The sequence below is a fragment of the Streptosporangium sp. NPDC002524 genome (assembly GCF_040295985.1).
Taxonomy (GTDB): Bacteria; Actinomycetota; Actinomycetes; order Streptosporangiales; family Streptosporangiaceae; genus Streptosporangium.
On record NZ_JBEOWK010000012.1, the window covers coordinates 183,993 to 210,442 of the forward strand.

At 71.3% G+C, this 26,450-nt stretch carries 21 protein-coding genes; 13 read left to right on the plus strand and 8 right to left on the minus strand.

Annotation, left to right across the window (positions count from 1 at the left end; genetic code table 11):
- The first annotated feature begins 373 nt into the window (after positions 1–373).
- The 5 genes from ABT053_RS22175 to ABT053_RS22195 all read left to right on the plus strand — a co-directional run bounded on the left by ABT053_RS22175 (position 374) and on the right by ABT053_RS22195 (position 4,752).
- Positions 374–1,084: a class I SAM-dependent methyltransferase gene (locus ABT053_RS22175; RefSeq protein WP_350970973.1), complete on the plus strand. Its 711-nt coding sequence runs from the start codon at positions 374–376 to the stop codon at positions 1,082–1,084.
- A 327-nt stretch (positions 1,085–1,411) separates the two neighbouring features.
- Positions 1,412–1,921 (plus strand): hypothetical protein, encoded by a 510-nt coding sequence (locus tag ABT053_RS22180; RefSeq protein ID WP_350970974.1) that lies wholly within the window; start codon positions 1,412–1,414, stop codon positions 1,919–1,921.
- Positions 1,922–2,094: 173 nt separating this feature from the next.
- The gene (locus tag ABT053_RS22185; protein WP_350970975.1) at positions 2,095–2,781 is read left to right on the plus strand and encodes a response regulator transcription factor; all 687 of its coding nucleotides are present in this window, start codon (positions 2,095–2,097) and stop codon (positions 2,779–2,781) included.
- Entirely contained in the window at positions 2,781–4,190 is a 1,410-nt protein-coding gene (locus ABT053_RS22190; RefSeq protein ID WP_350970976.1) for a sensor histidine kinase, read from the plus strand. The genes ABT053_RS22185 and ABT053_RS22190 overlap by 1 nt, the downstream gene beginning before the upstream one ends.
- A gap of 361 nt (positions 4,191–4,551) precedes the next feature.
- Positions 4,552–4,752, plus strand: coding sequence for a hypothetical protein (locus tag ABT053_RS22195; protein ID WP_350970977.1), 201 nt, complete (start codon positions 4,552–4,554; stop codon positions 4,750–4,752).
- Positions 4,753–5,022: 270 nt separating this feature from the next.
- Here the strand turns inward: ABT053_RS22195 and ABT053_RS22200 are convergent, their stop codons facing one another.
- The 3 genes from ABT053_RS22200 to ABT053_RS22210 form a co-directional block, all read right to left on the minus strand.
- On the minus strand, positions 5,023–6,168 hold the full coding sequence (locus tag ABT053_RS22200) for an acetyl-CoA C-acetyltransferase (RefSeq protein ID WP_350970978.1): 1,146 nt from the start codon (positions 6,166–6,168) through the stop codon (positions 5,023–5,025).
- 211 nt (positions 6,169–6,379) lie between these two features.
- Positions 6,380–7,237 (minus strand): class F sortase, encoded by an 858-nt coding sequence (locus ABT053_RS22205; protein WP_350970979.1) that lies wholly within the window; start codon positions 7,235–7,237, stop codon positions 6,380–6,382.
- Positions 7,238–7,250: 13 nt separating this feature from the next.
- On the minus strand, positions 7,251–8,159 hold the full coding sequence (locus tag ABT053_RS22210; protein ID WP_350970980.1) for a hypothetical protein: 909 nt from the start codon (positions 8,157–8,159) through the stop codon (positions 7,251–7,253).
- A gap of 820 nt (positions 8,160–8,979) precedes the next feature.
- Between ABT053_RS22210 and ABT053_RS22215 the strand changes: the two genes are divergently transcribed.
- The 7 genes from ABT053_RS22215 to ABT053_RS22245 all read left to right on the plus strand — a co-directional run bounded on the left by ABT053_RS22215 (position 8,980) and on the right by ABT053_RS22245 (position 17,890).
- Entirely contained in the window at positions 8,980–9,663 is a 684-nt protein-coding gene (locus ABT053_RS22215; RefSeq protein WP_350970981.1) for a DUF2291 family protein, read from the plus strand.
- Positions 9,660–11,420 carry a sugar ABC transporter ATP-binding protein gene (locus ABT053_RS22220; protein WP_350970982.1) on the plus strand — a complete coding sequence of 587 codons (1,761 nt, stop codon included), beginning with the start codon at positions 9,660–9,662 and terminating at the stop codon, positions 11,418–11,420. The genes ABT053_RS22215 and ABT053_RS22220 overlap by 4 nt, the downstream gene beginning before the upstream one ends.
- A complete protein-coding gene (locus ABT053_RS22225; RefSeq protein WP_350970983.1) occupies positions 11,417–12,529 on the plus strand; it encodes an ABC transporter permease in 1,113 nt (370 codons plus the stop codon). Before ABT053_RS22220 ends, ABT053_RS22225 begins: the two co-directional genes overlap by 4 nt.
- 269 nt (positions 12,530–12,798) lie before the next feature.
- The gene (locus ABT053_RS22230) at positions 12,799–13,977 is read left to right on the plus strand and encodes a sugar-binding transcriptional regulator (protein ID WP_350970984.1); all 1,179 of its coding nucleotides are present in this window, start codon (positions 12,799–12,801) and stop codon (positions 13,975–13,977) included.
- Positions 13,978–14,124: 147 nt separating this feature from the next.
- Entirely contained in the window at positions 14,125–14,703 is a 579-nt protein-coding gene (locus ABT053_RS22235; protein WP_350970985.1) for a 2Fe-2S iron-sulfur cluster-binding protein, read from the plus strand.
- Positions 14,700–15,791: an FAD binding domain-containing protein gene (locus ABT053_RS22240; protein ID WP_350970986.1), complete on the plus strand. Its 1,092-nt coding sequence runs from the start codon at positions 14,700–14,702 to the stop codon at positions 15,789–15,791. The genes ABT053_RS22235 and ABT053_RS22240 overlap by 4 nt, the downstream gene beginning before the upstream one ends.
- Positions 15,788–17,890 carry a xanthine dehydrogenase family protein molybdopterin-binding subunit gene (locus tag ABT053_RS22245; RefSeq protein WP_350970987.1) on the plus strand — a complete coding sequence of 701 codons (2,103 nt, stop codon included), beginning with the start codon at positions 15,788–15,790 and terminating at the stop codon, positions 17,888–17,890. The genes ABT053_RS22240 and ABT053_RS22245 overlap by 4 nt, the downstream gene beginning before the upstream one ends.
- A 104-nt stretch (positions 17,891–17,994) precedes the next feature.
- Here the strand turns inward: ABT053_RS22245 and ABT053_RS22250 are convergent, their stop codons facing one another.
- The 4 genes from ABT053_RS22250 to ABT053_RS22265 form a co-directional block, all read right to left on the minus strand.
- Positions 17,995–18,789, minus strand: coding sequence for a class I SAM-dependent methyltransferase (locus ABT053_RS22250; RefSeq protein ID WP_350970988.1), 795 nt, complete (start codon positions 18,787–18,789; stop codon positions 17,995–17,997).
- 298 nt (positions 18,790–19,087) lie between these two features.
- Positions 19,088–20,149 (minus strand): glycerophosphodiester phosphodiesterase family protein, encoded by a 1,062-nt coding sequence (locus ABT053_RS22255; protein ID WP_350970989.1) that lies wholly within the window; start codon positions 20,147–20,149, stop codon positions 19,088–19,090.
- Between the two features lie 1,843 nt (positions 20,150–21,992).
- Positions 21,993–22,829, minus strand: coding sequence for a class F sortase (locus ABT053_RS22260; protein WP_350970990.1), 837 nt, complete (start codon positions 22,827–22,829; stop codon positions 21,993–21,995).
- Positions 22,830–22,841: 12 nt separating this feature from the next.
- Positions 22,842–24,149, minus strand: coding sequence for a hypothetical protein (locus ABT053_RS22265; RefSeq protein ID WP_350970991.1), 1,308 nt, complete (start codon positions 24,147–24,149; stop codon positions 22,842–22,844).
- Positions 24,150–24,552: 403 nt separating this feature from the next.
- On the opposite strand from ABT053_RS22265, the gene ABT053_RS22270 reads away from it, so the two are divergent.
- Positions 24,553–25,698, plus strand: coding sequence for an acyl-CoA dehydrogenase family protein (locus tag ABT053_RS22270; protein ID WP_350970992.1), 1,146 nt, complete (start codon positions 24,553–24,555; stop codon positions 25,696–25,698).
- A 106-nt stretch (positions 25,699–25,804) separates the two neighbouring features.
- Here ABT053_RS22270 and ABT053_RS22275 read toward each other — a convergent pair whose 3' ends face one another.
- Positions 25,805–26,377 (minus strand): hypothetical protein, encoded by a 573-nt coding sequence (locus tag ABT053_RS22275; protein WP_350970993.1) that lies wholly within the window; start codon positions 26,375–26,377, stop codon positions 25,805–25,807.
- Between the last annotated feature and the right edge of the window lie 73 nt (positions 26,378–26,450).

The following is a 26,450-nucleotide window of genomic DNA, read 5'->3' on the forward strand; positions in this document are numbered from 1 at the left end:
GGGCGTACCTTCCGCGGGGAGGGGGCCCTTCCGCGGGGAGGGGGCGCGGGCGCGCGTCGGCGTGGGGAGACGGCGGCGACCGTGAGGCGTTCGGCCGAGAAGGCCCGCATCGGCCGAGAGGCGTTCAGCCGAGGAGACCGCATCGGCCGTGAGGTGTTCGACCGAGGAGGCCGCATCGGCCGTGAGGCGTCTGACCGAGGAGGCCGCATCGGCCGTGAGGCGTTCGACCCGGGGGACCGCGCCGGCCGTGAAGCGTTTAAGGGGCCGCCGCGAGGGAAGCGCCACTAGACTCTGGCTGTCCCTGGCCGTGGCCTCGCCCCGGCCCTTCCGTAAGCGAGCTGGACGGAACCGCATGTCTGGGTATGACCGCGTAGTGCAACCCGCGGCCGGTGACGAGGCCCTGGAGAACCACCTGGGTGGGGACGAGGCCAAGAACTACCGGCAGTACGAGCTCGACATGGTCGCCCCGCACGTGGGCCGGTCCATGCTGGAGATCGGCTCCGGGCTCGGCCACTTCGCCGAGGCGTTCCTGCCCCGTCTCGACCGGCTGGTGGTCAGCGACTTCGACCCCTACTGCGTGGAGCAGCTGCAGAAGCGTTTCGAGGGCCGCGACGAGATCGACGTGCTCCAGTTCGGCCTGCCGACCGAGATCCCGATCGGTGAGAAGGTCGACACCGTCGTGATGATGAACGTCCTGGAGCACATCGAGGACGACGTCGAGGCCCTGCGCTCCCTCGCCAAGGTCACCCTCCCCGGCGGCCGGATCGTCATCTGGGTGCCCGGCTACATGCAGCTGTACGGAGACTTCGACCGCAAGGTCGGCCACGTCACCCGCTACACCCCCGCCACCCTGCGCAGCACGGTCTCCAAGGCGGGCCTGGACATCGACGTGCTCAAGCCGATCAACTTCCTGGGCGGCATCGCCTGGTGGGCCGCCGTCCGCCGCGGCGGCGTCGGCTACCCCGACCCCCGCCTGGTCAAGATCTACGACCGTACGGTGGTGCCCCTGACCCGGCTCATCGAGCGCTTCGTCCGCCCGCCGTTCGGGCAGACCGTCTTCTGCGTCGCCCGCGTGCCCAAGTAGCGCGACCCGAGTAGGCCGCGCACCCTAGTAGCCCGACCCAAGTGGCCCGCGTGCCCAAGTAGGCCGCGTACCCGAGTAGCACGCGTACCCGAATAGCACGCGTACCCGAATAGCACGCGACAGAGACCCGCGACGTGACTCGCGGCGTTGCTCGCGGCCCCCGAGACACCCTCCGCGCGGTGTCGTTCCCGGCCTTCCGGGAGCGGCACCGCGCGCGGCTTTCCACGGCTCTCAGGGAATTCCCAGGATCCTCCCCCAGAGATCACAGCCCGGGGCGATTGCCTGATCGACGTCTCCCCGTCGGGAGGCGTTCCCGGAAGGATCACCATGAAGAGGAAACTGGCACTCGGCGCCGCGGCCATTACGGCGTCGATCATGCTGACGGGCTCCACCGCCTGGGCGACCGACACGGCCGCCCCGGTGCCGACCGGCGTGACCGCCATCGCCGACCAGCTGCTCAAGGCCGACTCCACGCTTCGCGGGCCGAGGCTGCGCTCCCACTACAACCTGTGGGTCGTCGGCATCCACGGACGGGCCACCGTCAGGGACAAGAAGTCGACGTTCATCGACTACACCTGGCAGCGCGGTGTGATCACCGCCAAGGGCGAGAACAAGCTGACCGTCAAGAGCAAGGACGGCCTCGTCTGGAACTGGAACCTCGACACGTCCACGAGGTTCCGCAGGCTCGGCGTCCGCGCCGACCTCACCAAGCTGGTCGTCGGCGACGGGGTCTTCGTGATCGGCGTCCCCACCTCGACCGACCCGACGGCCGCCGCGGTGTTCGTACCGCGTGACCGCGCCCTCCTGGACCCGCCGGTCACCACCCCGGGGAGCTGACCGAAACCCCGGAGGCCGGCGGAAGCCGACCGTGAAGCGGTGGGATCACCGAGATGCGCCGGGATTCCACCGCTTCGCGGCGGCCTCCCATTGAGAACCAGCGGCCTCCCATTGAGGACTAGAAGCTACGAACCGGGATGAAGCACCGGCCAGTAGGCAAGAATGGGGCCTCCATGAATGAGCGCACCATCCTCGTCGTCGAGGACGACCCCAACATCCGCGACATCGTCGAGGTCGCCCTGCGCTTCCACGGCTTCGGGGTGACGGGCGTGGCGACCGGCGGGGAGGCCCTCGACGCGGTGGAGGGCGGCCCTCCCGCGCTGATCGTGCTCGACGTGATGCTCCCCGACATCGACGGGTTCGAGGTGTGCCGGAGGATCAGGACCGCGGGCCTGCACACCCCGGTGATCTTCCTGACGGCGAGGGACACCTCCACCGACACCGTACGCGGCCTCACCCTGGGCGGCGACGACTACGTCACCAAGCCCTTCTCCGTCGAGGCCCTCGTCGCCCGCGTGCGGGCGGTGCTCCGCAGGACGGCCGTCTCCGACGACCCCGCCGGGACGCTCAGGGTGGCGGACCTGGAGCTCGACGAGTCACGCTGGGAGGCGCGGCGGGCCGGGGTCGCGCTGGACCTCTCCCCCACCGAGTTCCGGCTGCTCGCCTTCCTGATGGAACATCCCGGCCTGGTCCTGACGAAGCGCCAGCTGCTGGAACACGTCTGGGGCTACGGGGGTTCCTCGCAGGTCGTCGAGACGTACATCTCCTACCTGCGCCGCAAGCTCGACCCGCTCGGCCCGCCGCTGATCCACACCCAGCGCGGGGTCGGTTACGCGCTGCGCCCGCCCCGGGGCGACTGATGTCGCTCAGGGCGCGGCTGCTCGCGGGCCTGCTCGCGGTGAGCACGGCCCTGCTGGTGATGCTGTCCATCGTGAGCGTCCTCGTCCTGCGCGGGCACCTCATGGAACGGCTCGACGGGCAGCTGCGGGCGGCCACCGCGACCGCCGCCAAGCGGATCGTCGCCGCCCCCGGCGGCCAGCTCGCGCAGACCCTGACCGGGTCCACCTACGCCGTCGCCGCGCTGAACCTCAACTCGGGCCGGGCCAGGCTCGTCAACGGGGACGCGCCCGCCGCCGCGGCCGTACCCCAGCTGGTGGAGGCACTCGGCATCGCCTACCTGAAGGTCCAGGCCGAGAGCGGGGAGGCGTTCGCGCTCGGCACGGCGGACGGCCAGGGCATGATCGCGCGGGTGGCCGAGGCCAGGCAGGGCAACCGGCTGGTGGTCGTCGCCGTCCCGCTGGAGTCCGTCGAGGCCCCGATCCGCCGACTCGTCATCGCCGAACTGCTCACCGGCGGCGCGCTGATCCTGGTGCTCGCGCTCGCCGGCCGCGCCCTGATCACCCGGGGCCTCGCGCCGCTGGCCAGGATCGCCGGGGCGGCGTACCACATGGCCGGGGAGGGCGACCTGTCGGTACGGATGCCCGAGGGCCCCTCGGAGGTCGGGCGGATCGGCACGGCCGTGAACCTGCTGCTCGACCGGATCGCGCAGGCCTTCAGGGACCGCTGGGCGTCGGAGGAGCGCGTCCGCCGCTTCGCCGCCGACGCCTCGCACGAGCTGCGGACCCCGCTGTCCACCATCCGGGGGTACGCCGAGCTCTACCGGACCGGGGCGCTGCGCGCCGAGGACCTGCCCAGGATCATGGGCAGGATCGAGGACGAGGCCACCCGGATGGGTGATCTCGTCAGCCAGATGCTCGACCTCGCCCGCCTGGACGGGAACGCCGGGCTCCAGCTCACGGAGACCGATCTGGCCTCGGTGGCGCGGGACGTGAGCGCTGACTGCACGGCCGTCGAGCCGGGGTCGCCGATCGTCGTGAACGCCCCCGGGTCGCTGACCGTCACCGCGGACGAGGCCAGGATCCGGCAGATCCTGGTCAATCTCCTGGCGAACGTGCGGACGCACACCCCGGCGGGGACCACGGCCACCGTACGGATCGCGCGGCGGCCACACGGCGGCGCGCTGATCGAGGTCTCCGACGACGGCCCCGGGATGTCCGCCGAGCAGGTGGACCGGGCCTTCGACCGCTTCCACCGGGGCGGGGAGCGGCTGCCCGACGGCGCCGGGCTGGGGTTGTCGATCGTCAAGGCGATCACCGACGCGCACGGCGGCCGCAGCTGGATCACCTCGGCTCCCGGGGAGGGCACCCGCGTTCATGTCGAGCTCCCCGAACGCCCGGCCCCGGCGGGACCGGCCGGTCCCACCGGGTGAGTCCCGACGGGATTCATCGGGGCTCACCGGCCCCTGCGGGGTCAGCCGATCTCGCCAGGCGCACGGCCCGGAATCGACGGGGGCAGCCGATTTCGTCGGGTCTCACTGCCTCGGCCCCTGCGGGGTCGGCCGGTTTTGCCGGGTGCGCGCGGCCTGGAATCGGTGGCGAATAAATCGGTTGCACGGCCTTGATGGGGCGCCGTATGTTCGTTCGCATGTGGATTAACTCCTAAGAGCAGGCGTCGATCGGTCCTCGCCGATCCGCCCGCACTCAGCCCTCTGGCCCCGTTCGTCTGACGCGGCAGCTGAGTTGTCCGACCCGGGATCTCACCGCGTCGTCACATTCTTCAAGGAGTCCCATATGCGAATCCGCCCTGCTCACAAACTCGCGCAGAAGCGTGACGAGAAGTCCAAGACCGCCAAGACCGGCAAGACCACCAAGCCCCGCACCCCGCTCCCCGAGCACGTCGTGCCCCCGGCGCCCCGGCATTTGCCGATGCCTCCGGCGCCGGTGCGGCCTACCCAGCAGCCGCGCCGGATTCCCGGCAAGGGCGGCCGCTGACCCGCGGGCCGGCTCGCGAGGCCAACCTGCGGCCTCTTCGCGGGGCCGGCCCGCGGGTCCCTTCGCGGGGCCGGCCTGTGGACCTTTCGCGGGGCCTACCCGCAGGTCCCTTCGCGGAGCGCCGACCTGCGGGTCCCCTTCGCGGAAACGTGGAAGGCCCCGGTCCTGGAGTCCAGGAACGGGGCCTTCCCCATCTCAGAGGCGTCTCAGCGACACCTCACGAGCACTGCTCGGACCGTGCGGACTGCGCGGACTGCGCGGGCGCCGGTGTCAGAGGCGTTCGATGATCGTGACGTTGGCCTGGCCGCCGCCCTCGCACATCGTCTGCAACCCGTACCGGCCGCCGGTCCGCTCCAGCTCGTGCAGGAGCTTGGTCATCAGGATCGCGCCGGTACCGCCCAGCGGGTGGCCCAGGGCGATCGCGCCGCCGTTCGGGTTGACCTTGGCCGGGTCGGCGCCCAGGTCGTTGATCCACGCCAGCGGGACGGGGGCGAACGCCTCGTTGATCTCGGTGACGTCGATGTCCTCGATGGACAGGCCCGCCCTCTTCAGCGCCTTCTGCGTCGCCGGGATCGGCGCGGTCAGCATGTAGACCGGGTCGTCGCCGGTGAGCGCCAGGGTGACGATGCGCGCCCTGGGGGTCAGGTTGTGGTCGCGTACGGCCTGCTCGGAGGCGATCAGGAGCGCTCCCGAACCGTCGGAGATCTGCGAGGAGGTGGCGGCCGTGATCACGCCGTCGGGCTTCAGCGTCTTCAGCGACGCCATCTTCTCCAGCGTGGTGTCCGGGCGCGGGCCCTCGTCGTCCTCGACACCGTTGATCGGGGCGATCTGGTCCTTGAAGTAGCCGTTCGCGACGGCCTTGGAGGCCCGCTGGTGGCTCTCGTACGCGAACCGCTCCAGCTCCTCGCGCTTGAGGCCCCACTTCTCGCACATGAGCTCCGCGCCGCGGAACTGGGAGATCTCCTGCTTGCCGTACCGCTCCACCCACTTCTCCCCGAACGGGAAGGGCATGCCCTTCTCCAGGGCGGTGGTGATGCTCGACCCCATGGGGACGATGCTCATGGATTCCACCCCGGCGGCCACGACGAGGTCCTGGGTGCCGGAGAGCACTCCCTGGGCCGCGAAGTGGATCGACTGCTGGGAGGAGCCGCACTGGCGGTCGATGGTCACACCGGCGACGTTCTCCGGAAGTCCCGCCGACAGCCACGCGTTGCGCGCGATGTCCATGCTCTGCGGGCCGAACTGCATGACGCAGCCCATGATCACGTCTTCGACCGCGGACGGGTCGACGCCCGTACGCTCGACGAGGGCGCCGAGGGTGTGCGCGGCCAGATCGGTGGGGTGGACGGTGGACAGACCGCCCTTCTTCTTGCCGACGGGGGTGCGGACCGCCCCGACGATGTACGCCTCTGCCACAGTGCCTCCTGCTTACGAAACCGAGCAATGTTCGGTTAGTAGGAGATTACAACACAACCCCTGCCCGTGCCCTGGACGGGAGCCGCCCGTGCGGCGGCGAGCGCGGCGCCCTCTCCGAAAACGACGGGCGAGCGCGACGCCTCCCCCGAAGGAGGGGGGCGAGCGCGACGTTTTCCCGAAGAAGAAGGAGGACGAGGCCCGAGCGGTCCGCTCAGGCCTTCTTGGTGCTCGTCATGGTCGCGTAGGCGATGACGTTGTCGGTGTAGTGACCGGTCGCGCGGTTGTAGACGCCACCGCAGGTGATCAGGTGCAGCTGGGGGGTCGGCGACCGGCCGTACACCCGCTGCGTCGGGAACACCGACTTCTCCGCCTGCTCCAGGCCGCCCACCGTGTAGACGGCGATGATCCCGTCCTTGCGGTGCACCTCGATGACGTCGCCGTTGCGGATCTCGTCGAGGCGGCTGAACACCGCGACTCCCGAGCGCGTGTCCTTGTGCCCGAGCATGATCGCGGGACCCGCCTCACCGGGGGTGGGGCCCGAGCGGTACCAGCCGACCAGGTTCGGGTTGCCGACCGGCGGCACCTCGATGGCGCCCTTCCTGTCGAGCCCGACGGACCTGACGGGCGCGTTGACCCCGAGCCGCGGGATGACCAGGCGCACCGGGGACGAGGGCTGCATGGCCGGGGCCGCGGGCAGGCTGGGCAGGGGCGGCGGCGCGGTCGGGGGCGCCTGGAAGTAGGGGTTCGCCGGTGCCGCGGCCAGGTCGCGGGGCGGCAGCGTGGTGCGCCCGTCGGCCAGCCCGTACTCCTCGGGCGCGGCCAGCATGTAGAGCAGGCCCACCAGCACCGTGACCACCCCGGCGATCCCGGCCAGGATGAGCACCGACCGCATCATCCGGCCGCCGCCGGCGAGGGGCTCCTGGCCGGGCCACTCCTCGTACGGCGGGCCGTACTGCTGCTGCTGGTGGTGCCCCGGCGGCGGCGGATACGGCGGAGGGACCGGGACCGGCCGGTAGTGCGGCGGTGGCCCCGGGGGCGGCCAGCCACCCGGCGGTGGGGGGGTGGTCATCCGGCCACTCCGATCAACCGCGACCGGCGGTGCGACGCCGCAGCACGAGCCCGCCGAACCCGGCGAGGGCCACCATCAGCACACCGCTGAACATGATCATCCGAGCGTCGGGGCCGGCGTCTCCGCCGCCGCCCGTGGAGGCCGCGCCCTTGGGGGTCTCGTCGATCTGCTCGTTGGCGTCGGGGTCGGGCTCCACGTCGGCGGTCCTGGTCTGGGTGACGGTCAGGGTCGGCGTGGGGGTCCTGGTGGCCGAGTTGGTCGGGGTGGGGGTCGGCGTCGGAGTCGGCGTCGGGGTGGTCGACTGACCGGGAGCGCCCGTCCCGACGGTCACCCGCACCGCGGCCGGCGAGGCCTGGGCGGCCTCGGGGGGGTCGCAGTCGAGCAGTTCGACCTCGTTCGCGGCACCCGGCGCGCCGGTCGCCCGGTACAGGGTGAACGCGTCGGGCTGGAAGGCGATGACCCCGGTCGCGAGGGGGGTCACCGTGACGAGCAGGGGAGGCGCGGTGACCGGCTGCCCGACGGCCGGGGGCGCGGCGGTGACCAGGATCGGGCGGAGCTCCGTGGGGGGCGTCAGGACTCCCGTGGGACTGGCGCTGATCTGCACCTCCGCGTCGGCGACGACGCTCGCGCTCGGCGATACGGCCACGGACGGGGTGAGGGAGGGAAGGGTGGCCGGCAGGCCGATCTTCCAGGTCGCCACGAGGGGGGAGTTCACCGCCGCCGACGTCGGGGCGGTGAGGTCCATGGTGAAGGTGTACGGCGACGCCGCCCCGGCACCGGCGAGCCTGCAGTTGTAGGTCACCGGAGTGGGAGCCGCGTAGATGGACGCGAGCGCGGGAAACGCACTGAAGATACCCGCGCCCGCCGTAGCGACCACGGCCGTCTTGACCGCGACGCGCAGCCGCGTCTTGGACTTCAGCACAGTTTCTCCTCGTTCCAGCTTGATCGACCGGCCTCACACCGGCCGCCGAGGCTTACGGGTTGTGGTCAAGGTTCGGCATAGATCCTACGAACAGAGACCGCGACGCGCGAGCAAGTCGGCTAAACGGACACAAATTCCCATCTATCACACAGCAAACGACACCGTACATCGGTAAAGCCCGTCGTGGCGGGTCGAGTTGGCCGCTGTCCGGACACGGAACGTGCACGAGAGGCCTCGCGGAGGCCGTCCGAAGGCCTCGCCGCGGATCCGGCCGCGCGGCGGGAGGGCGGCCCGGAGATGGCAATCGGCGGCTGGATATATGGAAAAGGCCAGGTCAAAACCGGTGTGAACGCACTTAAAGATCACCATATGGGAGCGTCATCGGGCAGGGTGGAACCTGCGGTGGGCCCGATTCGGTCACTCCGAATACTCCCTTGGGTCGTTGAAATATTTCACTGACATCCACACCGCGGTCATCGGCCGGGTCCACCCGGCCGGGCCATGATCTCGTCCGCGCGCCCGCCGCGCGGGCCGGGCGACGACGTCCGGCGGCTCGACCGGTTCCCGTCCGGAGAGGATTCGGTGGAAGGCGTGCGAACGGGTATACGGCTCATGAGGAGCATCCACCGCGCCCGTGAGGCGGCGGAGTGGTCCTCGCCCGCGCGGGGACTCCCCGGCGGCACACCGTGCAGTCCGGAGGGCCTCGCCGAACGGCGACGATCGTCCCCGGCCTCTCCCGTGAGCCCTCCCCCGGCCGGGGCTCTCTCCCCGCGGACGGATCAGCGATCACCTGTGAGGTTTCCCCGTTGGAAGGACTGAGATGAGCACGCCGGTCGCATCGCGGGCGCGCGGCGGGCCCGGCGGGAAGGCGCCCCGCCGGCGGATCCCGGCGCGGTGGATCGCCGTCGCCCTGGCGGTGGCCCTCCTGGCGGCCATCGGGTTCAGCACCCAGTACCGCTCGGCGGAGTCCGTCGCGGCCGCGGGTCCCCGGCGGTTCGACCCGGCCGCGTACGGGGAGCGGACGTACGAGAACAAGATCGTGCCCGCGGTCGAGAGGAGGGCCGTCGAGCTGCCCGTGCTGGTGAACGCCATGCACGCCGACATGGAGGAGGCCGGGAAGCGGTACGGCGTCCGGCAGGGCAACGGCCCCTTCACCTTCGCGGTCAAGGGCACCGGCACGGCCGGGACGGTGAGATCGGGGCTGATGCACGTGACCGTGCCCGGCCTTCCTCCCGACACCCGGGTGTCGCTGCAGGTCGGCCCGGTCATCAACGGCACGGCGCTGCGGGACGCGGTGGGGTTCATCGGCTTCGGGCAGTTCCTCGACCAGGTGGAGTACGCCGACGCCGCCACCGCGCTGAACGACCAGATGCGGGAGAAGCTGCTCAAGAACCTGGACGTGTCACGGCTGAAGGGCAAGAAGATCTCCTTCGTCGGGGCCTTCAGCTTCCTCACCCCCTCCGTCGTGACCATCACCCCGGTCTCGATCAAGGAGATTCCGTGAGGACCCCGACCGCCACCGTCCTGAGCGCCCGAGGCGTCACCAAGGTCTACGGGGGCACGCACGTGCTCAGGGAGGTCGACTTCGACGTCGCCGCCGGCCGGGTGACCGCGCTGTTCGGCGAGAACGGGGCCGGCAAGTCGACCCTGATGAGGATCCTCTCCGGGATCGAGCACCCCACCACCGGCCATGTCGAGCTCGACGGGGAGCCCGTCAGGTTCGCGTCGCCCCGCGACGCCACCGACCAGGGCGTCGCGATCGTCCACCAGGGGCTCAGCCTCTGCCCCAACCTGAGCATCCAGGACAACCTGTTCCTGGCCAGGGAGATCTGCGGCGGCCCCTGGGTGATCGACCGTTCGTCCCAGCGGGCCACCGCCGCGGCGGTCCTGCACAGCCTGGAGGAGTATCTGGATCCCGACCTGCCGGTCGGTGACCTGACTCCGGGCGAGCAGCAGATCGTCGAGATCGCGCGGGCGCTCCTCCAGGAGGCGCGGGTACTGATCATGGACGAGCCCACCTCGGCGCTCACCGCCCCCGAGGTCAAGGTCCTGTTCCGGGTCGTCAAAGAGCTGGCCTCCAACGGTGTGGCGATCGTCTACGTCTCCTCGCACCTGGAGGAGGCACTGGAGATCGCCGACGACGTCGTCGTACTGCGTGACGGGCGGCCGGTCGCCACGGCCGACGCCGGGAACGTCGGCGTCCGGTGGATCGTGGAGCGGATGACCGGCCCCGGCCGGGGCGACCCGCCCCCGCGCAGTGCCCCGGTCGCCGGGGAGGAGCTGCTCGCCCTGCGCGGCCTCGTGGTGGCCGACCCGGCCAACCCCGGCCGCCTCGCCGTCGACGATCTCTCCCTGACCGTGCGGGAGGGCGAGATCGTGGGGATCTACGGGCTGACGGGCTCGGGCCGCACCGAGTTGCTGGAGGCGCTCGCCGGCCGGATCCCCTCGCAGTCGGGCCGGGTCCTGCTCTCCGGCGTCCCGCTGGAGGGCGTGGGGATCCGCGACCGCGTCGGCCTGGGCATGGTCCTGGTCCCGGGGGACCGGCGGCGCGACGGCCTCGTCCAGACGATGTCGGTCGGGGAGAACCTCTCCCTGGCCGGGCTGGGCGCGTTCGTCCGGCGGCTGTTCGTCCGCCGTGACCGCGAGCGGGACGCCGTCCGCCGGATGATCGCCGACATCACCCCCGGGACGGGCGGCGCGGGTGACACAAGCGGTATGAGCGGTATGAGCGACATGAGCGACGCGGGCGGCACGGGTGGCGCTGGTGGCGTGGGTGACACGAGCGGCATAGGTGGCACGAGCGACACGAGCGGTGCTGAGGCGCCCGTGACGTCGCTGAGCGGCGGCGACCAGCAGAAGGTGGTCATCGGCAGGGCGCTGCTCACCGCTCCCCGGGTGCTCCTGCTGGACGAGCCCTCGTGCGGCGTCGACGTCGGCGCCAGGGCGGACATCTTCGAGCTCATCGCGGCACGGGCGGAACGCGGCCTGGCCGTCCTCTTCACCACGTCGGACCCGGAGGAGGCCCTGCGCGTCCCCGACCGCCTGCTGGTGCTCGCCCGCGGGGTCCTCGTCGGCGAGTTCCGGCGCGGCACGACAACCCGTGAGGAGCTGCTGAGGGTCGCGGACGGCACCGCCGCCGACCTCGACACGGCTACCGATCTCGACACCGGCCTCGGCACCGGCATGGACGCCGACCTCGGCACGGACACCGGCTTTCACATCGGCCTCGACAGGCGCGCGGGCAGGGACGGTGAGGGGTGACACCTCGGGAAACGCCCCCCGCGCCGGCGTCGCCAGGCCACTCCCCGCCGGAGGGAGCCGCGACCGAGGCCCGCCGCCTCTCCCTGGTGAACGGCCTGTTCGAGCTGCGGGCGCCCATCGCGCTCGTGGCCATGGTCGTGGTCTTCTACCTGCTGTCGGACTCGTTCCTCTCCATGCCGAACCTCGTCATGACGGCCAAGCACATCGCGATCAACGCGGTGATCGCGCTCGGCGTGCTGCTCGTCGTCGTCAGGGGCGGCATCGACCTGTCGGTGGGCTCGATCGCCGGGCTCTCCGGGGTCGTCGCCGGCGAGTTGCTCGAAGGACTCGAACTCGGGTTCGCCGACGCCGTCGCCTACCCGCCCGTGTGGGGCGTGATCGTGCTCTGCGTCGCGGTCGGCATGCTCGTCGGCCTGGTGAACGGCGTCGTCATCACCCGTTTCAAGGTGCCGCCGTTCATCGCGACGTTCGGCATGCTGTACGTGGCGCGGGGGATCGCGCTGCTGATCTCCGACGGCTCCACCTACCCCAACCTGGACGGCAACCCCGGGCTGGGCAACACCGGCTTCGAGGTGCTCGGCCACGGGCGACCGCTCGGCCTCCCGATGGCGGTCTGGATCGCGGCCCTCCTCGCCGTCGCCGTCACCCTGGTGCTCACGAAGACGCCTTTCGGACGGTGGCTGTACGCCGCGGGCGGCAACGAACGGGCCGCGGAGCTCTCCGGGGTCCCGATCGACCGCGTCAGGACGACCGTGTACGTGATCTCCGGCGCCTGCGCGGCACTCGCGGGTCTCGTCATCGCCTCGGAGCTCACCTCGGCGACACCGCTGGCCGGTGAGGCGTACGAGCTCAACGCGATCAGCGCGGTGATCCTCGGCGGCGCCGCGCTGGGCGGGGGGCTCGGCACGGTGCGGGGCACCCTCCTCGGGGCCTGCGTCATCGGCCTCCTCTCCGAGGGCCTGGTGCTCGTGGGCCTGTCGGCGTTCTGGCAGATCCTCGTCAAGGGAGCCGTGCTCGTTCTCGTCGTGGTGCTGGATCGGGGCCGGCAGCGGTTCCAGCGGCGCGGGGCCACCGTGTCGGCGATGGCCGCGGGCAGGCGGCCGGGCTGACCGGTTCGTCCCCCGGTCGGCGTGGCCGGGTGCCCGCGGGCCCGTGGCCGGGGATCACGTCTTCCGGCTCACCGGCACGGAGAGGCAGCGGGCCGGTACGCTGAGTGGCCGACCGCGGGCGAGGCGGCGCCTTGTCCCCTCCCTCGGGAAGCGACTCCCTCGGGAAGCGGCGGATCGAGGCGCGCCGCGGCATCAGAGAGGACCGGTCCCATCCGGCCGCATCGGAAAGGGCCGGTCGTACCCGTACCCGGCTGACGAGGAGGCGGTGCATGGTCGTCCCCGAGCCGGGGCGGGGCCAGGGCTCCGGCCATCTGCGCCTGCTGGCACGGGTGGCCCGGATGTACCACGAGCAGGGCATGCGGCAACCCGAGATCGCCGCGGCCCTCGGCATCTCGCAGCCGCGCGTCTCCCGCCTGCTCAAGGAGGCCATCGCCCGGGGCGTCGTCCGCACCGTCGTGGCCCTCCCCGAGGGAGTGCACACCGAGCTCGAAGAACGGCTCCAGCGCCGTTACGCGCTGCGGGACGCCGTGGTGGTCGACACCGGCGGGACCACGGGCGACGTCGCCCTGGCCTCGGCCGCCGCGTTCTACTTCGGCACCACCTTCCGGTGCGGGGACGTCATCGGCGTCTCCTCCCGGAGCGGGATCCTGCCCGCGGCCGTCGACCGGATGCACTCCAGGAACACCCAGGCGGCCGACCGCGTCGTACAGGTCGTCGGAGACCTCGGCGGCCCGGGGGCGCGGGGCCACGCCGCCCGGCTGATCAGCCGTCTCGCGGGCGTCACCCGCGCCAGGCCCGTCTTCGCCCCCTCCGCGGGCGTCGCCGGCACGCCGACGGCCCGCGACGCGCTGCTGCGGGACCCGGCCGTCGCCGAGGTGACGGCGCAGTGGCGGGAGCTGACCGTCGTGCTGGTCGACATCGGAAGCCTGGAGCCGCCCCTACTCCCGCCCCCGCTCCCGCCTGGAAGCGGCGACACCGGCCGGGAACGCCCGCCCGGGAGCGACAGCCCCCTCGGCCACGCCGACCGGGAACTCGCGCCCGGAAGCGGCCACGCCGTCGGTCCCGCCGACCGGGAACGCCCGCCCGGAACCGGCAGCCCCCTCGGCCACGCTGTCGATCCCGCCGGCCGGGACCTTCCGCCGGGAACCGGCAGCCCCCTCGGCCACGACGTCGATCCCGCCGACCGGGAGGAGCTTCGTTCCCTCGGTGCCGTCGGTGACGTGTGCCTGCGCTTCTTCGACGCCGGGGGCGACCCGGTCGACTCGGCCTTCGACCGGCGGGTCGTCGGGATAGGCGCCGACACCCTCCGCTCCGTCGGGCGCCGGGTGGCCGTCGCCGGTGGCGAGCGGGAACACGCCGCGATCAGGGCCGCTCTCCGGGGCGGGTGGGTCAACGTGCTGATCACCGACGTGGAGGTCGCGCGGCACCTGCTCACCGGGCCCCGCTGACACCCGGCCGTCCGGGCCGGGGTGTCGCCGGTCTTGGCGACTTCTTGGCTCCCCCGTGATTCTCGAAGCGTCGCGATTGCCGCTTCTTTTGAATTTTCAGATTAATCAGAAATCCCCCCATCGTCGGGGAATTGACAGGATAAACGCATGGCAGTCGAAACGTTCAGCAGCGAAATCACGCTGCGCATCAACGGTGCCGACCACTCCGTATCCCTGGACAACCGGGTGACCCTCCTGGACGCGCTACGGGAGTATCTCGGACTGACGGGGACGAAGAAGGGATGCGACCACGGGCAGTGCGGGGCGTGCACGGTCCTGCTGGACGGCCGCCGGGTGAACAGTTGCCTGACACTCGCTGTCACGACCGCCGGGCAGGAGATCGTCACCATCGAGGGGGTGGCCGGTCTCGCCGGCACGGACGATCTGCACCCCCTCCAGCAGGCGTTCCTCGATCACGACGGCTTCCAGTGCGGCTACTGCACGCCGGGCCAGATCTGCTCGGCCATCGGCGCGCTCGACGAGGCGGAACGGGGCTGGCCGAGCCATGTCACCGAGGACGTCGCCGCGGGAGTCGCCTCCAGCGGCGCCCTGGACGCCGAGGAGGTCCGCGAGCGGATGAGCGGCAACCTCTGCCGCTGCGGGGCGTACGCCGGAATCGTGGAGGCCGTCCTCGACGCGGCAGGCGGGGGCGTTCTCGCCGGGCGGAACCCCGGGGGCGCGCGATGAGGCCCTTCACCTACGAGCGCGCCACCGACCCCGGCACCGCCGCCACCGCCGTCCTCGACGGCACCGACGCGATGTTCCTGGCGGGCGGCACCAACCTCGTGGACCTGATGAAGCTCGGCGTGGCCAGGCCTGCGACGCTGGTGGACGTCACCGGGCTGCCGTACGACCGGATCGAGCACCGCGCCGACGGGAGCGTGCTCATCGGCTCGATGGTCCGCAACAGCGACCTGTCCGGCGACCGGGGCATCAGGGAACGTTTCCCCTCGCTCTCCCAGGCCGTGCTGGCCGGGGCCTCCGGGCAGCTGCGGTCGATGGCGACCACCGGCGGGAACCTGCTGCAGCGCACCCGCTGCCCGTACTTCCAGGACGTCACCAAGCCGTGCAACAAGCGCGAGCCGGGCACCGGCTGCTCGGCGATCGGCGGCGACCACCGCGACCTGGGGGTGATCGGCACCTCGGACGCCTGCGTGGCCACCAACCCCTCCGACATGGCGGTGGCGATGGCCGCCCTCGACGCCGTGGTGCACATCAGGCTCGCGGGAGGCGAGGAGCGGGCGGTGCCGCTCTCCCGCTTCTACCTGCTGCCCGGCGACACCCCGGACCGGGAGACGGTGCTGGAGCCCGGTGACCTGATCACCGGGATCGAGCTGCCCCCGCCCCCGGAGGGCGCGGCGATGCTGTACCGCAAGATCCGCGACCGCTGGTCCTACGCGTTCGCGGTGGTCTCGGTCGCGGCGGTGGTCGCGACGGAGGCCGACGGTTCGCTGCGGGAGGTCCGGCTCGCGCTGGGCGCGGTGGCCCCCGTGCCGTGGCGGGCCCGGCAGGCCGAGGGGATGCTGACCGGCCACCGGCCGACCAGGGCGCTGCTGCTGGCGGCCGCGGAGGCGGAGTTCGCGGCGGCGCGTCCCCTCCCCCGGAACGAGTTCAAGATCGGGCTGGCCGGCGACCTGATCGCGGCGAGCGTCCGCGACCTCACGGAACCGGCGGGGCCCGCGAGGTCCACGGGGTCCACAGGGCCCACGGGGTCCGCCGGGTTCGGCGGGTCCACCGGGAACGGGAACGACTTCACGTGGGAGGAGCGAGGATGACCACGCTCGACAAGGTGGTGGGTGGGGCACCGGTCAGGATCGAAGGACGCGACAAGGTCACCGGCGCGGCCCGCTACGCGTACGAGTACCCCGTACCGGACGCCCTCTACGTCTGGCCGGTGCAGTCCACGATCGTCCGGGGGCGGGTGCGCTCCGTCGACGGCGCCGCCGCGCTGGCCCAGCCGGGGGTGATCGCCGTGCTGGACAGCGGCAACGTCTCCCGGCTGCGTCCCGTACAGGACGCCGAGCTGGCCGTCCTGCAGTCGGCCGACGTCGCCTACCGGGGGCAGATCGTCGCGGCCGTGGTCGCGACCACCCTGGAGGGGGCCCGCGAGGCGGCCTCGGCGGTGCGCGTGGACTACGAGGAGGAGGAGTACGAGGTCGTGCTGGACCCCGGCAGCCCGCGGATCTTCTCCCCGGAGAAGGTCAACGCGGGTTTCACGGGGACGGTCGACTGGGGTGACGCCGAGAGCGCCCTGGCGGCGGCGCCGGTCGGCGTGGACGCCGCCTACACGACCCCGGCCGAGCACGCCACCCCGATGGAGCCGCACGCCACGATCGCGTTCTGGGAGGGCGAGACCCTGACGCTCTACAACGCCGACCAGGCACCGTGGATGTCGGCGACCGCGATCGCCCGGCTGTTCGGCCTTCCCGAGAGCGCGGTGAGCGTCGTCGCGGACCACGTCGGCGGCGGTTTCGGGTCGAAGGGGGCGCCCCGCCCGCCGACCGTGCTGGCGGCACTGGCCGCCCGCGCCGTCAGGCGGCCGGTCAAGGTGGCGATGACCCGGCAGCAGATGTTCCCGCTCGTCAGCTACCGGACGCCCACCGTGCAGCGCGTACGCCTGGGAGCCGAGCGCGACGGCAGGCTGACGGCGGTGTGGCACGACGCGCTCCAGCAGAGCTCGAACCTCGTCGAGTTCACCGAGCAGACGGTCTCGCCCACCCGCATGATGTACGCGACGCCCAACAGCCACACCGCCCACCGGCTCCTGCGGCTGGACGTGCCGAGCCCCTCGTGGATGCGCGCTCCCGGCGAGGCTCCGGGGATGTTCGCCCTGGAGTCGGCGATGGACGAGCTGGCGTACGCCCTCGGGATGGACCCCGTCGAGCTGCGGATCGTCAACGAGCCTTCCGCCGAACCCGAGTCGGGGCTCCCGTTCAGCAGCCGCGGCCTGGTCGCCTGCCTGCGCGAGGGGGCGGCGCGCTTCGGCTGGGCCGGGCGCGACCCCACGCCTGGCGTCCGCGAGGACGGCCGGTGGCTCGTCGGGACCGGCGTCGCGGCCTCGACCTACCCCGTCTACACCAGGGCGTCCACCGCGACCGCCTACGCCGAGCCCACGGGCAGGTTCGTGGTCGAGATCGCCGCGGCCGACATCGGCACCGGCGCCCGTACCGCGCTCACCCAGGTGGCCGCCGACGAGCTCGGCGTGCCGATGGACCGGGTCACGGTCAGGGTGGGCCGCAGCGTCTTCGGTCCCGCGGCGCTCGCCGGGGGGTCCATGGGCACCGCCTCGTGGAGCTGGGCGGTGAGCAAGGCCTGCCGGGCGCTGGTCAAGGACCTCGACGAGCGGTCCGGCCTGGTCCCCCCGGAGGGCCTGGAGGCACGGGCGGACACCGCCGAGGACCTCGCCGTGTGGAAGCGTTTCGCCCGCCACTCGTTCGGGGCGCAGTTCGCCGAGGTCGGGGTGAACCTCGACAGCGGGCAGGTCCGGGTCCGGCGGCTGCTGGGGATCTTCGCGGCCGGACGGATCATCAACGCCAGGACGGCGCGCTCGCAGTTCTTCGGCGGCATGACGATGGGGATCTCCATGGCCCTGCATGAGGCCCTGAAGGTGGACCCCAGGTTCGGCGACTTCGTCAACGACGACCTGGCCGGGTACCACATCGCGGCGAACGCCGACGTCCCCGCGATCGAGGTCGACTGGATCGACGAGCGGGACGACGAGCTCAACCCGGTCGGCGCCAAGGGCATCGGCGAGATAGGGATCGTCGGCACCGCCGCGGCGGTCGCCAACGCCGTCTTCCACGCGACCGGCTTCCGGCAGCGCGACCTGCCGATCACCCTTGAGCGGGTACGGGCGGCCATGCGCACCGGCTGACGGGCCGCCTTCCGCTTGGACCCGCCACGCTCGGGCCTGCCCTGCTCGGACCCGTCCCGCTCAGATTTGTCCTGCTCAGGGCTGCCAGCTCCGGGCCGCTCCGTTCAAGCTGGGCGGACGGCGCGGACGGCGCGGACCACGGCGGTGGTGATCGGGAGATCGAACTCACCGCTCGCGGTCTCGGGGATGGAGCGCAGGTAGTCGGTGACCCGGTCCGTCAGTTCGGTCCGCTCGGCCTCGGAGAGGGTCAGCACGTGCGAGTGCGTGCAGATCGTCGCCACCATCGACTCCACGGTACGGCGCTGGCTGTGCGGGAACCGGGTGTGCTCGATCACCGGGAAGAGCGGCCCCTCCCTGAGGATCGACTCGGGCCGCCAGCGGCGGAACGACACCGGGCTCTTCGAGACCTCCTTCAGGCCGTTCACCCAGGGGACCTCGTCGTCGTCGAGGTTCCACAGGCCCGCCAGCACCCCACCGGGGGCCAGCACCCGCACCATCTCGGGCAGGGCCCGATCGAGGTCGAACCAGTGCAGCGCCTGCCCGACGAGGATCGCGTCGACCGACCCGTCCGGCAGCGGGATCTCCTCCGCCGTACCCGCCATCGTCCGGGCGCCGGGCAGCAGGCGGTGGAGTTCGCCGAGCATGGCCGGGTCGGGTTCCACCGCGACGACGTCGGCGACGTACCGCGACAGCACGGTGGTCAGTTTCCCGGTCCCCGCCGCCAGGTCGAGGACGCGCAGCGGTTCGCGCCCGCGTACCGGCTCCAGGGCCCACAGCACGGCCGCGTCGGGGTAGTCGGGCCGTTCCCGCGCGTACGCCTCCGCCTCGCTGCCGAACGAGGAGGCCCGCATCGCGAGAACCTCGGGATCGACGTCCCGGAAAGGAGATGAACTGTTCACAGCTCCACGGTAATCCGGGATCCATGGGACGCCGGGACCGGGCGGCCGTCCACGCGGCGTCGGCCCAGGTGGCACGCGGGGCACCCGGGGTGCCCGGCAGCGTTTGCGCCCCGCGACACCCGACCGGCGCGCGCGCCGGCCTCCGGTGCGGACCGGTGATGCCCGGGATGCCCGGGTGCCCGGCGACGTTCGCGCCCCGTGACACCCGACCGGCGCGCTTCGGCCTCCGGCGCGGACCGGTGGTGTCCGAAATGCACGACAATACCCGGTAAGGCCCGAGATCCCGATCGGCGCGGGTTCAGTCCCCGGCGCGGAGCTGATCCCGTACGGCGCGGGCCAGGCCGGGGTCGTCGGCGATCACTCCGTCCACGTTGAGCCTGCACAGGCGCTCCAGCCACCTCTTCACCTGTTTGGTGGCGCGCCCGCCGGAGGCCTCGCCCCTGAGGTCCGCCCGGAGCCGCGCGGCGATCTTGCGAACCGTGGTGGCGTGGACCAGGAGCCCTTCCTGCTGGGCGCTCCTGACGAGCACGACCGGCGTCACCGGCCTCCCGTCGAGCCCCCCGGGATCGCCGGGACCGATCCGCTTGGTGACCACCCCGATGCCGTCGGCGTACTTGGCGATCTCCCGCAGCCCCTCCGGGGTGACCATGTCGTCGTAGGTGAGGGGGTCACCGGTGCTCGCGAGGTCGTACGGGGCCCCGGTCGCGCCGACGAACTGGATGAGCCGCAGCCGCGTGAGGGGACGCAACCGCTTGAGGTTGCCGGTCTCGAAGGACTGGATGAAGGCCGGATCCTGCTCGTCGTCCCAGCCGTACCGCGCGAAGGTCTCCAGCAGCGGCTCCTCGAGCGGCAACCCGATCGAGGCGAAGTAGGTGGGGAACTTGGTCTCGGCGTAGACGCCCACCCCGTGCCGCTGCGCGAGCTGGACCACCTCGTCGAGCGTCGGGATGCGCTCCGTCCCGTCGTACGCCGTGTTGTCCCGCCGCTCCTTGGGGAAACGCTCCCTGGCGCGGAGGGTGCGCAGCTCCTCCAGCGTGAAGTCCTCGGTGAACCAGCCGGTGTGCCGGATGCCGTTGATGATTTTGGACGTCCTGCGGTCGGCGAACTCGGGGTGCCTGGCGACGTCGGTGGTCGCCGAGAGCTCGTTCTCGTGCCGGGCGACCAGCACGTGGTCCTTGGTCGAGACGAGATCGGGCTCGATGTAGTCGGTGCCCATCGAGATGGCGACCGTGTAGGCGAGAAGCGTGTGCTCGGGCCGGAACGCGCTGGCCCCGCGGTGCGCGATGACGATCGGCGTGACCTCGTGGCGGCCGAAATGCCGGGCCTCGGGGTTCACGGAATGCCGGGTCGTGGAGCTCACGGAGCGTCCGTCCGTGGAACTGCCGGACCGTCCGGCCCCGGAACCCGCGTGCCGCTTGGCCGTCGAGTCACCGGACCGTTCGTCCGCGGAACGTACGGACCGCGTGCCCGTGGAATCGGCGTGGTGAAGGGCGCCTACCGCGGCGATCCCTATGAATACGGCCAGCACACCGGCCCGCACCCTGCTCACCTGTGTACACCCCTCGCTCTGGTTCAGCGGGGGAGACACATTCGCATAAACGGCTATACCCGGACCGGACATGCGATTAACGATCAGAAGCGATTCTGACTGAGATAACACCACATGACCGTCGCCTGGGGCATTTCCCTGGACGCGATGTAGTGTTGCCGATCACAAAAAGGAGTGAGCAGCCGATCGCTCACTCCTAAGCGCGAAAAGCCGACCGCTCACTCCTCCGCACGGAAAAGGGAAACCCGGGTCAACGGACGGCCACGCGCCCCCCGCCTCCGGACCCGTGACCGTCCTCGGCCGCACGCCCCCGCATCGGTCCCGGGCGGGAAACCGGCACCGCACGGGCCTTGAACGGCGAACCGCCGTACGGCCCCGAACGGTGTACCGCACCGCACGGCCCCGAACGGCGAATCGGCACCGCACGGTCCCGAACGGCGAACCGGCACGCATCACAGCACAGCCCCCGGCCGCCGAGCGGGCACCGTACCGGCTCCCGGCGACGGGCGGGGGATCTCGAAATCACCGCCCGCGACCACCCCGCCCCTCGCCCGAGCGCCCCTGACCGTGCCGGTATCCGTTCCGGTACGCGTGTCCGCGTCCGTGTCCGTGTCCGTTCCGGTATCCGTGCCGGTGACGGTGGTGCCGCGCGCCGTTCCCGGCCCACGCCGGCCGCGCGGACTCCCGATCCCGGTGGCGCCGGGCGTCGGCCCCGTACCGGCCGAACCCGCGGCCCCCGTACCACCCGGTCTCCGGACCTCTCCGCCCGAACTCCCGGTCTCCGGGGCGCCCGAACCCCCACCCCTCGCCGCGCTCGCCGCCCGGACCTGCCCGCCTGAACCCGTACTCCTCCTCGTAACGCCCGGACCTCAACCCCTCCGGCCGTCCGAGCTCCCGGTCCCGCGAACGTCCGGGCTCCCACCCGTCGTCGCGCTCCCCGAGCCTGTCTCCCTCGTACCGCTCGAACGCCGGATCTCCCGGCCGCTCATGGTCCCAGCGATCACCGCTCCCGGCATCCGAGCCTCGCCGCTCGGACTCTCGGTCCCTCGGGCGCCCGAACCTCCATCTGTCGCCGCGCTCGCCGCCCGGATCCCGGCGCCAGAACCCGCGGTTCCCGTGGCGTCCCCATCCCGGATCCCGCCGGGCCTCCCTGGCCCGGTGCCGTCCGCGATCCGAATGCCTCGGCCGCCCGAGTCCCCAGTTGCCCCTGCGCTCGATCCTCGTCTCCGAGCGCTCGGCCGTCCGTCCTCCGTTGCCCCAGTTCTTGGTCGTCCAGCCTCCGGCGTGCTTAGGCGCCGAGTGCGCGGGACGCTTTGCACCCCAGCCCCCGGATCGGTCGTTCCCCGACTTCGAGTGCTGGACCGCGCCGAGAGCGGCCACCCCTATGAGTACGGCTACGACCCCGGCCCGCACGATGCTCACCTGGGCACACCCCCGCCTTCTGATCGTTCGGGGGGATGTCTCCTGTTGAACAACTCCCTACCCGGATTGCCGGGGAGGCTAACGATCAGAGGAGGGCGGCGAAGGGGCCGTGACCTGCGGATTCGGCGAGCACCGCGCCCCGCCCGTGAGCCGGGCGGTGCGATGCGGTCGGCGCGATGCGATCGGTCGGCACGGTCCGATCTTGTCGATGCGGTGCGATCGGGCGGCGCGGTCAGGCGCGGCGGGTCTTCGACAGGGTCGCGTAGACGATGATGTTGTCGGTGTAGTGACCGGTCTTGCTGTTGTAGACACCGCCGCAGGTGATCAGCCGCAGGGTCGCCTCACCGGTGTTGCCGTAGACCCGCTTCGACGGGAAGGCCGCCTTGCTGACCTGCTCCACTCCGTCGACCGTGAACTCCGCGATGGTCCCGTCCGACCGGGAGACCTTGATCTGGTCCCCGCGCTTGATCTCCTTCAGCCGGCTGAAGACGGCGGCGCCCTTCTTGGTGTTCACGTGTCCGAGAACCACCGAGGGCCCCTGCTGGCCGGGGATCGGGCCGTGCTTGTACCAGCCCGCCTGGTTGGGCCTGCTCAGCGGAGGCGTCTGGATCTCCCGCTTGGAGTCGACGCTGAGCGCCATCAGCGGGGCCAGCACGCCGATCTTCGGGATGGCCAGCCGCCGCGGCTTCACACCGTCGCTCTTCAACGGCTCCGGAGGCATGACCACCGGCAACGGCGGCGCCGCCGTGGGCGCGGCGGCCGTCAGCGGAGCGTCCAGCCCGCCGGGCCCCACCGAGGACGGCGTCACGCCCACCGGCTGCTGACCGGCGGCCGGGACCTCCTGGATCTGGATGTTGCTGTCCGCCGCCTGCGGCACGGGCGGGCCGTACGGCGCGTCGGTTTCCAGCGCCGGAGCCAGGTACGCGAGCAGACCCGCCATGATCGCGGCCACCCCGCCGAGCGACCCGGCCACGAGAAGCCCGGCCATCAGCATGCTCCCCTTGGGCTTGGGAGCCGGGCCCCGCCCCTGGTAGGGGTCGGGACCGCCCTGCACGGGTCCTTGGTACATCCGGCGCCTCCTTCAGCTGTCCCGCTGGCCGCGAGCGTGTGCCGCCCGCCGCCTCATCAAGACCACACCGCCCAGCGCGCTGCCCGTCACCATCGCCGTGCCCGCCCCGAGAAGCCCCAGCCCGGAGCCTCCCTCGGGAGCCTCACCGGTCTGCGCCCCGCCGCTGGGCGTGATGATCACCTGTGGCGCGGTGGGGGTGGGCCTGGTGGGGGTGACGGTGGCGGTCACGGTCAGGGTCGGCTTGGGCGTCGAGGTGGTCGTGCTCCTGGTGGTGCTGTTCGTCCCGTTCTGGTTGCCGTTCTGGCCACCGGTCCCGCTCGGGGTGATCGTAGGCGTGGGGGTGATCGTGGGAGTAACCGTGGGAGTGACGGTGGGGGTGACCGTGGGAGTGACGGTAGGGGTGACCGTCGGGCTGGGCGAAGAAGATCCGCCCGGCTCGGAGATGGTGACGTTCACCGAGACCGGCGTGCTGACGAGCGAGCACGTGGCCCGGTAGTCGTCCGGCGGGTTCGCCAGTTCCTTCGTGATCACCCGGAAGGCGTCGACCTGCGCGAACTTACCGGCCTCCAGGTTCGTGACCTGGAGGTCGTGCTCGCCGTACTTGAGACCGTTGAACCGCCACAGCGTGAGCCCGCCCTCGTGTTCGGCGTTCGTCGGCGTGCCGTCCGGGTTCTTGGAGGCGTCGATGAAGGACGGCGTGGCGTCAATGCCGTCGATCTTGAACCCGACCTGTCCCGCTTTCGTGCTGCGCCGGGCGATGTACTCGATCCCGGTGCCGGTGAACTTGAAGGTGGCGAAGGAGTTCACCTTGTCCGTACGGTGCAGGTCGCGGCCGTAGTCGCCGATGCTCAGCGCCTCGTCGTTCAGCTCGTACCAATCGGCCGCCCCGTGGTAACCCACCCGGGGGTCGTCGTTGTTGACCATGACCTCACCGGCCGGAGGCATGAAGTCCACGAACAGCTTCCGGGGGCTGACATTGACCGTGCCCGCCTGGGCGAGGTGAGCGGAGTCGGAGATTCCCTCGGGAAGCTTCAGGATCTTTCCCGGCTGCAGCTTACCCGGCTGGTCGACGAAGCCCTTGGGCTGGAGGACACCGACCCAGCTTCCGGAGAGCTGCACGTTCCCGGTGACGAAAACCTTGCCCCCGGGGCCGAAAAAGCCCGGAGAGCCGAACCTGGCGGGGGTGCCGTTCTTGTAGTTGAGGTCCCAGCCGATGTTGAGCGGCTGCCCGACCGTGAGCGTCGTGGGAATCGACACCTTGGTCCGGAGGTGCACCTCGCTGTTGCCGAGGGCGATTCCCCCCTTACAGCTGTAATCCACCACGAGTTCGGCATTGCTGGCACCGGACGCACCGGTAGGCAGCGCGACCAGCGCACCGCCGAGAAGGCACAGGGCTGAAACCGCGAGAGACCTACGGAGCCCAGATCGCCACCGAACCACCACACACTCCGATCACGAAGGCTGCCGTCAACGGGCATACCCATAGCACACCGAGGGTAGATCGTACGGTTTCTACCATCTTCGCCGCAGCGAGATCGCGGGTGGATCCGAAGACCGTGGCGCACTTGTGATCTGGATGTACCTCCACATACCTCCGCACGTCACACGAACGCCCCGGGTCCGGGTGTACCTGCTGGTAACAGAATCGTATTCTGTGTCACGAGCCGTCATGAACTGGTACGAGAGTCATCACGAGTCGCCACGAGTCCCTAGGAGGCACACCATGCAGCGAGACCTCTTCGAGGAGGAGCACCAGCTCTTCCGGGAGACCGTGCGCGAGTTCCTGGCTCGCGAGGTGGCGCCCCACCACGACCGGTGGGAGAAGGACGGCATCGTCCCCCGCGAGGTGTGGAAGAAGGCCGGGGAGATCGGGATGTTCGGCTTCGGGGTGCCCGAGGAGTTCGGCGGAGCCGGGATCACGGACTTCCGCTACAACACGGTGATCGTCGAGGAGGTCATGGCGATCGGCGCGACCGGCCTGGGCTACTCGCTGCACAACGACGTGATGGCGCCGTACTTCGTGGACCTCACCGACGACGAGCAGAAGGCCCGCTGGCTGCCCGGCTTCGCCTCCGGCGAGCTGATCACCGCGGTCGCGATGAGCGAGCCCGGCGCGGGCAGCGACCTGCAGGGCATCAGGACGACCGCCGTACGCGAGGGCGACCACTACGTGGTCAACGGCCAGAAGACCTTCATCACCAACGGCATCAACTCCGACCTGGTCGTCACGGTCGCGAAGACCGACCCGGCGGCGGGTGCCAGGGGGATCTCGCTGCTCGTCGTCGAGCGGGGCATGGAGGGCTTCACCCGGGGCCGCAACCTGGAGAAGATCGGCATGCACGCCCAGGACACGGCGGAGCTGTTCTTCGACAACGTCAGGGTCCCCGCGGCCAACCTGCTGGGCCCCCAGGAGGGGCAGGGCTTCTTCCAGCTCATGGCCAACCTGCCGCAGGAACGCCTGTCGATCGCGGTGATGGCCGTGGCGGCGGCGGAGACGGTCCTGCGGACGACCATCGAGTACTGCAAGAGCCGCACCGCCTTCGGCCGGAACATCGGCAGCTTCCAGAACACCCGGTTCGTGCTCGCCGAGCTGGACACCGAGGTGGACATCGCCCGCCTCTACGTGGACAGGTGCGTCCTGGCCCTCAACGCCGGGGAACTCACCGCCGTGGACGCCGCCAAGGCGAAGTGGTGGACCACCGAGCTGCAGACCAAGGTCATCGACCGCTGTCTCCAGCTGCACGGCGGCTACGGCTACATGATGGAGTACCCCGTGGCCAAGGCCTGGGTCGACAGCCGCGTCCAGACCATCTACGGCGGCACCACCGAGATCATGAAGGAGATCATCGGCCGCTCCTTCGGCTTCTGAGAAATACCCGGCTCCCGGAAAGCGTGCCCGCTTCGGGACGGCCACCACCGGGAGCCGCCGTCCACGCGCCCGCGGGACGGCGGCTCCCGGCGACCGGCCAGGGCCGTCACCTCTCGCTGATGTCCTCGACCTGGACGGCCACCCCGTCCTTGATCGTCACCTTGGCGAAGAAGGCGCCCCCCTTCTTGATGGCCTTCTGCAGCTGCTCCACCGAGCAGCTGTACGGGGCGTTCCCCTCCTTGCAGACCAGTCCCCGCGCGTCGCGCACGACCGTGTACGGCAGCAGAAGGGCTTTCACCTCCTCGTCGCTCCCGGAGGTCACGGTGATCCCGTCCACCCCGCGCAGGGCGATCTTCCCGTTCACCGTGGCGTCGACGTCCCGGCCCCCGGGGATGCTCGTGGACGGCGACGCCGTGACGAGCGCGTCGATGTCCGGGGAAGCGGACGGGGAGGCGGACGAGGAAGCGGAAACGGAGGCGGAACCGGACGGGGAGAGCGAAGGGGACGCGGAAGGAGACGGGGAGAGGCTGGCGGAGGCGGACGGGGTGGCGGTCACCGTGACGGTGGCGATCGCCGACGTACCGGACGGCCCGGGTGCGGCCCCGCCCGAACATGCGGAGAGTCCTGCGCCCAGGGCTGCCACCAGCAGGGCACGCGTTACCTTCGATGTTCTGTTCACGAAAGGTAACGATCCCATGGGTTGGAGATTGCGTTCACCGGCCGCACGGGCGGCCCCGCCGACGCATACTGGT

What these genes read in the sequence shown, in the direction of transcription:
- ABT053_RS22180 (WP_350970974.1), top strand. Translation starts at nt 1,412, where the DNA reads ATGAAGAGGAAACTGGCACTCGGCGCCGCGGCCATTACGGCGTCGATC.
- ABT053_RS22185 (WP_350970975.1), top strand. Translation starts at nt 2,095, where the DNA reads ATGAATGAGCGCACCATCCTCGTCGTCGAGGACGACCCCAACATCCGC.
- ABT053_RS22190 (WP_350970976.1), top strand. Translation starts at nt 2,781, where the DNA reads ATGTCGCTCAGGGCGCGGCTGCTCGCGGGCCTGCTCGCGGTGAGCACG.
- ABT053_RS22195 (WP_350970977.1), top strand. Translation starts at nt 4,552, where the DNA reads ATGCGAATCCGCCCTGCTCACAAACTCGCGCAGAAGCGTGACGAGAAG.
- ABT053_RS22205 (WP_350970979.1), bottom strand. Translation starts at nt 7,237, where the DNA reads ATGACCACCCCCCCACCGCCGGGTGGCTGGCCGCCCCCGGGGCCACCG.
- ABT053_RS22215 (WP_350970981.1), top strand. Translation starts at nt 8,980, where the DNA reads ATGAGCACGCCGGTCGCATCGCGGGCGCGCGGCGGGCCCGGCGGGAAG.
- ABT053_RS22230 (WP_350970984.1), top strand. Translation starts at nt 12,799, where the DNA reads ATGGTCGTCCCCGAGCCGGGGCGGGGCCAGGGCTCCGGCCATCTGCGC.
- ABT053_RS22235 (WP_350970985.1), top strand. Translation starts at nt 14,125, where the DNA reads ATGGCAGTCGAAACGTTCAGCAGCGAAATCACGCTGCGCATCAACGGT.
- ABT053_RS22240 (WP_350970986.1), top strand. Translation starts at nt 14,700, where the DNA reads ATGAGGCCCTTCACCTACGAGCGCGCCACCGACCCCGGCACCGCCGCC.
- ABT053_RS22245 (WP_350970987.1), top strand. Translation starts at nt 15,788, where the DNA reads ATGACCACGCTCGACAAGGTGGTGGGTGGGGCACCGGTCAGGATCGAA.
- ABT053_RS22260 (WP_350970990.1), bottom strand. Translation starts at nt 22,829, where the DNA reads ATGTACCAAGGACCCGTGCAGGGCGGTCCCGACCCCTACCAGGGGCGG.
- ABT053_RS22270 (WP_350970992.1), top strand. Translation starts at nt 24,553, where the DNA reads ATGCAGCGAGACCTCTTCGAGGAGGAGCACCAGCTCTTCCGGGAGACC.